This is a genomic window from Craterilacuibacter sp. (assembly GCF_051659485.1).
In the GTDB taxonomy this organism is placed as follows: domain Bacteria; phylum Pseudomonadota; class Gammaproteobacteria; order Burkholderiales; family Chromobacteriaceae; genus Craterilacuibacter.
This window is the reverse complement of the sequence record NZ_JBOFOO010000438.1, coordinates 1-6,538: the sequence shown is the minus strand read 5'-3', so window position 1 is coordinate 6,538 and position 6,538 is coordinate 1. Positions and strand designations below refer to the sequence as shown.

Genomic DNA, 6,538 nt, shown 5'->3' with positions numbered 1-6,538 from the left:
GCTCCTACAGGGTACATATCCGTAGGAGCGGCTTCAGCCGCGAGCTTGCCATCAAAAAACCCGACGCTGTGTCGGGTTTTGTCCATCAATATGAAGGTGTAGCCGGCTTGGTGGCTGGCGGTTTGGCGCCCGGCATCGCAGGCTTAGCCATAGGCGGCTTGCTGTCCGGCATGGCGGGCTTGCTCATTGTGGCAGCCGGTTTGCCTGGGCCGACACTCACATCTTTTTTCAGCATTTCCATGGTCTTGTCGCCAATACCCGGCACATTATTCAGCTCTTCTACCGTTTTGAACGGACCATTCTTGGTACGAAAATCAATAATGGCCTTGGCCTTGGACGGGCCGATGCCATTTAGCGCCTCCAGCTCGGCCTGGCTTGCGCTATTAAGATTGACCGCAGCCATCGCGGCAGAAGACAGCAACAGGGCGCCGAGCAAACCGGCTAACAGTTTTTTCATGCACCGACTCCTTAATAATGAAACAGCCCAAATGGCTGCTACAGCACTATAGGATTATTGGTACAGGATTTCAGGTGGCAAAAAAGCTCGCGGCTGAAGCCGCTCCTACACAGGTCTAGCTTCAGCCGCGAGCGTATTACCCGGAATAAGGATCATGCCATGCCCCATGCTCACGCTTTACGCTCGGGACGCTATTCTGTTCGGGGGCAGGTTTATCATGTCACCTGTGTCACGGACCAGCGTCGCCCTGTCTTTTCAGACTTTGCTGCAGCACGCTTAATCATTCTGACCCTGAAAGCGGCCGAACAGCGCTTCGGCGCTCATACTCTGGCTTTTGTGCTGATGCCTGATCATTTGCACTGGCTGTTCGAGTTGAACTCGGCTTCGCTGTCCGAGCTTATTCGCTGGGTTAAGGGTTCTTCATCCCCCGCCATCAATCGCATGCAAGGTAGCAGCAGTACACTGTGGCAAGCGGGCTTTCATGACCATGCCCTGCGTCGCGATGAAGATTTGGCACGGCTAGCGCGTTATATTGTGGCCAACCCTTTACGAGCAGGCTTGGTTCAGCATATCGGCGATTATCCGCACTGGGATGCAGTATGGTTGTGAACAACAAAAAAACCACGACAAAAAAGCTCGCGACTGAAGCCGCTCCTACACCGGTCTAGCCTGTAGGAGCGGCTTCAGCCGCGATGGCGATCACCAGACTTTCATGTATTCCAGCATGCCTTCGGCAGCCTGGCGGCCTTCGAATACCGCACGCACCACGAGGTCCGCACCGCGTACCATATCGCCGCCGGCAAATATTTGCGGGTTGCTGGTCTGGTGCCGGAATGCCGCGCGCTCGGGCGCAACGGTGCGGCCGCGCTCGTCGCTGACGATATTCGCGCCTTCAAACCACGCGGCCGCTTCGGCCTGAAAGCCGAAGGCGATGATGACGTGGTCGCAGGCGATCATTTCTTCGCTACCCGGCACGACTTCGGCATTGCGCCGGCCCTTGGCATCGGGTGCACCGAGGCGGGTTTCGGCCAGCGTCAGCAGCAGGCTGCCGTCTTCGGCTTGTGCAATCCCCATCGGCTGGCGGTTCCACTGAAACACCACGCCTTCTTCGCGCGCATTGCCCACTTCGCGCTTGGAGCCCGGCATATTGGCTTCATCGCGGCGATAGGCACAGATCACGCTGTTGGCGCCCTGACGGATGGCGGTGCGGTTGCAGTCCATCGCGGTGTCGCCACCGCCCAGCACCACTACACGCTTGCCGGCCATGGACACGGCCGCATCACCTGCCGGCAGGGTGTCCATGCTCTGGCGCACATTGTTGATCAGATAAGGCAGCGCCTCGAGTACGCCGGGCAGGTTTTCACCGTCGAAGCCGCCCTTCATGTACTTGTACGCACCCATGCCCATGAACACCGCGTCGTAGTCGGCCAGCAGCGTGTCGATGGCGATATCGCGGCCGATCTCGGTATTGAGGCGGAACTCGATGCCCATGCCTTCCATGATCTCGCGCCGGCGTACCACCACGCTCTTTTCCAGCTTGAATTCGGGAATACCGAAGGTCAGCAGGCCGCCGATTTCCTCGTAGCGGTCGAATACCACCGGCCGCACGCCATTGCGCACCAGCACATCGGCACAAGCGAGGCCGGCCGGCCCGGCGCCGATCACCGCCACTTTCTTGTCGCTCCACACCACCTTGGACATATCCGGCCGCCAGCCGGCCTTGTACGCTTCATCGGTGATGTATTTCTCGATGCTGCCGATGGTCACGGCACCAAAATTGCCCTGCTCCAGCGTGCACGCGCCTTCGCACAACCTGTCCTGCGGGCAGACACGGCCGCAGATTTCGGGCAGCGAATTGGTCTTGTGCGACATTTCGGCCGCTTCGAACAAGCGCCCTTCCTTCACCAGCTTGAGCCAGTTCGGGATGTAGTTGTGCACCGGGCACTCCCACTCGCAATACGGGTTGCCGCAAGACAGGCAGCGCCCGGCCTGATCAGCGGCATCGCCCTGCTGCAACGGGGTATAGATTTCCCGGAACTCGATCTTGCGCACCGCCGCCTCGACCTTATCGCCGGGGTTGCGGGACAGCTTCATAAACTGGAATACATCGTTTGGCATTTTTTTTCCTCGGGAACAGGGAACCGGAAACCGGGAACCGCTCCGTTCAACTTTATCGTTTCTAGCAAGCTAACAAGCATCAGCCTGCCGGCGGCTCAAGCTTGCGCTTTAAGCTGCGGTACAAACCATTAACTAACTGGCCGACCGAAATCACCGCCCGCTCAAGGTGAGTATCAGGCTGACGAAAACCCAGCCTGAGCGCCAGCTCTAGCTGTGTTTCAAGTTCGTTTAGCGACCCTCTTGCGATCGCAACAAAGTGCAAATAATCACGCAAGCTGGCCCGCCCACAACCTTCTGCAATATTTGAAGGGATGGAAACCGAAGCCCGCCTCATCTGCTGCGACAAGCCATATCTCTCCTCGACAGGGAAAGAAGCTGTCAGCCGATAAATGTCTACCGACAAGTTCATGGACTGTTGCCAGACATCCAGTTGCTTATGCAGATAAAACATGGCACCGCCTCCATCGCGAATCCCGCGTCCCGGATCCCAGGTCGCTCAATCCTTCAACAACGACTCCAGCTTTGCCGCCTTGGGTTTCACCAGCCAGAAGTAGTCGACATAGTCGTCGAAGTTTTCCAGCATGGCGCGGCCGGTTTCGGAGCCGGTCAGTTCGACATGTTTGGCGATCTTTTCCAGCAGGAAGGCGCGGTACATGCCCATCGCTTCGCCATTAATCAGATTGATGTCGATCAGCTCGTTGTTGTAGCGGTAAGGGAAGCGCTCGTTCTTGTCGTAGACGAAGGCGAAGCCGCCGGTCATGCCGGCACCGAAGTTGTAGCCGGTTTCCCCCAGCACGATCACCGTGCCGCCGGTCATGTATTCGCAGCAATGGTCGCCCGCGCCCTCGATCACCGCCAGCGCGCCGGAGTTCCTCACGCCGAAACGCTCGCCAGCGATACCTGCCGCAAACAGCTGGCCACCGGTGGCGCCATACAAACAGGTGTTACCGATGATGATGGACTCGCTGGCCTTGTAGCCGGCGTTCTTCGGTGGATAGATGGTGACGCGGCCACCGGCCATGCCCTTGCCCACGTAGTCGTTGGCATCGCCTTCCAGTTCCAGATGCAGGCCAGGCGCATTCCAGACGCCAAAGCTCTGGCCGGCAGCGCCGTTGAACTTGACCTTGAGGCAGCCAAACGGCAGGCCGGCGGCGCCGTGTACCCGGGCAATTTCGCCCGACAGACGCGCACCGATAGAGCGGTGGATATTCTCGATCGGGTATTCCAGCTGCAGCATCTGCGTGTTGTGGATGGCCGGCAGCGCATCCTTGAGGATGGCTTCTGCCAGCTCGCCCTTGTCGAAGGACGGGTTGGAATCTTCCAGGCAGAAACGCGGCTCGCTATCCGGCACCGTGCCTTGCGACAACAAGGGCGACAGATTGAGCTTGTGCTGCTTGTCGCTCACGCCAGGCTCCAGCTCCAGCAGCTCCATGCGCCCGATCAGCTCCTCCATGGAACGCACACCCAGTGTCGCCATGATCTCGCGCGTTTCGCGGGCGATGAACAGGAAGTAGTTCATCACCATTTCCGGCAGGCCGATAAAGTACTTGGAGCGCAGCTTGATTTCCTGCGTCGCCACACCGGTGGCGCAGTTGTTGAGGTGGCAGATACGCAGGTATTTGCAGCCCAGCGCCACCATCGGGCCGGTACCGAAGCCGAAGCTTTCGGCGCCCATGATGGCGGCCTTGATCACATCGAGGCCGGTCTTGAGACCGCCGTCGGTCTGCACCCGTACCCGGCCGCGCAAGCCGTTGGCACGCAGTACCTGCTGCGCTTCGGTCAGACCCAGCTCCCACGGCGTCCCCGCATACTTCACCGAAGTGAGCGGCGACGCACCGGTGCCGCCATCGTAACCGGAGATGGTAATCAGATCGGCGTAAGCCTTGGCCACGCCGGCGGCGATGGTACCCACCCCTGGCTCGGCCACCAGCTTGACCGACACCAGCGCCGTCGGATTCACTTGTTTCAGGTCGAAAATCAGCTGTGCCAGATCCTCGATCGAATAAATATCGTGGTGCGGCGGAGGCGAAATCAGGCTGACGCCTTCCTTGGCATGGCGCAGGCGTGCGATCAGGCCGGACACCTTGTCGCCCGGCAACTGCCCGCCCTCGCCCGGCTTGGCGCCCTGTGCCACCTTGATCTGCAGCACTTCGGCATTGACCAGATAATGCGGGGTGACGCCAAAGCGGCCGGAAGCGACCTGCTTGATCTTGGACATCTTCTCGGTGCCGTAGCGTGCCGGATCTTCGCCACCCTCGCCCGAGTTGGAGCGCCCGCCCAGACGGTTCATCGCGATCGCCAAAGCCTCGTGCGCCTCGGGAGAGAGCGCGCCCAGCGACATGCCGGCAGAGTCGAAACGCTTGAGGATGGACTCGATAGGCTCGACTTCGTCCAGCGGAACCGGTGTAGCCGCCAGCTTGAGCGTCATCAGATCACGCAGCATCGCCACCGGACGGGTATTCACCAGATGGGCGTAAGTCTGATAGGCATCGTAATCGTCGTTCTGCACCGCTTTTTGCAGCTGCGTCACCACATCCGGGTTGTAGGCATGGTATTCCTCGCCATGCACATACTTGAGCAGGCCGCCCTGGCTGATGGTGCGCATCGGATTGAAGGCGAAGCGCGCCAGCTTTTTCTGGTCGTCTTCAAACTCTTCAAAGCCGGCACCCGACAGGCGCGATACCGTGCCCTTGAGGCACAGTTCGATCACGTCCTCGTGGATGCCGATCGCCTCGAACAGCTGGCCGCCACGATAGGAGGCAACGGTCGATACGCCCATCTTGGACAGTACCTTCAGCAGCCCCTTGTTGATGCCCTTGCGGTAATGCTGCAAGGCTTCATTGATCTTGCACTTCACTTCACCCGAATTCACCAGACCGATAATGCTCTGGTAGGCAAGATACGGATAAACCGCCGTCGCACCGTAGCTGATCAGACAGGCCATCTGGTGCGCATCGCGCACGGTGCCGGTCTCGACCACGATATTGGTCTTGCAGCGCAGGCCGCTATCGATCAGCGCATGATGTACGGCACCGGTGGCGAACAGCGCATGCATCGGCAGGCGGCTGGCACCGGACAGATTGCGGTCGGACAGCACCACCACCACCGTGCCTTCACGCACGGCATCCAGCACATGGGCGCACAGCTTTTGCAGCGCGTCTTGCAAGCTGCTAGCGGCCGGGTCGTAGCACAGATCGAAGCTGGTCGATTTCAGGTGCGGCTCGGGGCGGGTGGTGACGCGCACGAACTTCTCGTGCGACAGCACCGGGCTACGCACTTCCAGACGCTTGGCGTGCTCGGCACTCTCCTCGAACATATTGCGCTCGGGGCCGAATACGGTATTGAGCGACATCACCACCGCTTCGCGTATCGGGTCGATAGGCGGGTTGGTCACCTGCGCAAACTGCTGGCGCAGATAGTCGAACGGCGAGCGCACCTTCATGCTCAGCACCGCCATCGGCGTGTCGTCGCCCATGGAGCCGACCGCTTCCTGGCCATCCTCGGCCAGCACGCGCAGGATCTGGTCGCGCTCTTCGAAGCTGACATTGAACAGCTTCTGGCAGGTCAACAGCTGGTCTGCATTCATGGGCTCCAGCTTGGAGTCATCCTCGATCGACAGCTCCAGATACTGGGCCGAATCCTTGATCCACTGGCGGTAAGGCTTGGCACTCTTGAGCTGGGCGTCGATTTCTTCCGGCAACAGCAGCTCGCCGGTGCACAGATCGGCGGCGAATAGCTGGCCCGGCTTGACGCGGCCCTTCTTCACCACGTCTTCCGGACGATAGTCCCAGACCCCCACTTCGGAGGCGATGGTCAGCACATTATCGCGGGTCAGTACCCAGCGCGCCGGACGCAGGCCGTTGCGGTCCAGCATACAGGCGGCGTAGCGGCCATCGGTCAGCACGATGCCGGCCGGGCCATCCCACGGCTCCATATGCATGGAGTTGAATTCGTAGAAGGCGC

At 59.9% G+C, this 6,538-nt stretch carries 5 protein-coding genes; 1 reads left to right on the top strand and 4 read right to left on the bottom strand.

The window, feature by feature from the left end; genetic code table 11:
* Positions 1-85: 85 nt before the first annotated feature.
* Positions 86-457 (bottom strand): ComEA family DNA-binding protein, encoded by a 372-nt coding sequence (locus ACRC1E_RS14825; protein WP_438515874.1) that lies wholly within the window; start codon positions 455-457, stop codon positions 86-88.
* Between the two features lie 159 nt (positions 458-616).
* Between ACRC1E_RS14825 and ACRC1E_RS14820 the strand changes: the two genes are divergently transcribed.
* Positions 617-1,066, top strand: a complete 450-nt coding sequence (locus ACRC1E_RS14820) for an REP-associated tyrosine transposase (RefSeq protein WP_438515873.1) — start codon at positions 617-619, stop codon at positions 1,064-1,066.
* Positions 1,067-1,156: 90 nt separating this feature from the next.
* Here ACRC1E_RS14820 and ACRC1E_RS14815 read toward each other — a convergent pair whose 3' ends face one another.
* The 3 genes from ACRC1E_RS14815 to gltB all read right to left on the bottom strand — a co-directional run.
* A complete protein-coding gene (locus ACRC1E_RS14815) occupies positions 1,157-2,575 on the bottom strand; it encodes an FAD-dependent oxidoreductase (protein ID WP_438515872.1) in 1,419 nt (472 codons plus the stop codon).
* A gap of 79 nt (positions 2,576-2,654) precedes the next feature.
* Positions 2,655-3,026: a four helix bundle protein gene (locus tag ACRC1E_RS14810; protein WP_438515871.1), complete on the bottom strand. Its 372-nt coding sequence runs from the start codon at positions 3,024-3,026 to the stop codon at positions 2,655-2,657.
* 45 nt (positions 3,027-3,071) lie between these two features.
* Positions 3,072-6,538 (bottom strand): glutamate synthase large subunit (gene gltB / locus ACRC1E_RS14805; protein WP_438515870.1); only part of this gene is annotated, 3,467 nt, incomplete at its 5' end.

What these genes read in the sequence shown, in the direction of transcription:
- ACRC1E_RS14825 (WP_438515874.1), bottom strand. Translation starts at nt 457, where the DNA reads ATGAAAAAACTGTTAGCCGGTTTGCTCGGCGCCCTGTTGCTGTCTTCT.
- ACRC1E_RS14820 (WP_438515873.1), top strand. Translation starts at nt 617, where the DNA reads ATGCCCCATGCTCACGCTTTACGCTCGGGACGCTATTCTGTTCGGGGG.
- ACRC1E_RS14815 (WP_438515872.1), bottom strand. Translation starts at nt 2,575, where the DNA reads ATGCCAAACGATGTATTCCAGTTTATGAAGCTGTCCCGCAACCCCGGC.
- ACRC1E_RS14810 (WP_438515871.1), bottom strand. Translation starts at nt 3,026, where the DNA reads ATGTTTTATCTGCATAAGCAACTGGATGTCTGGCAACAGTCCATGAAC.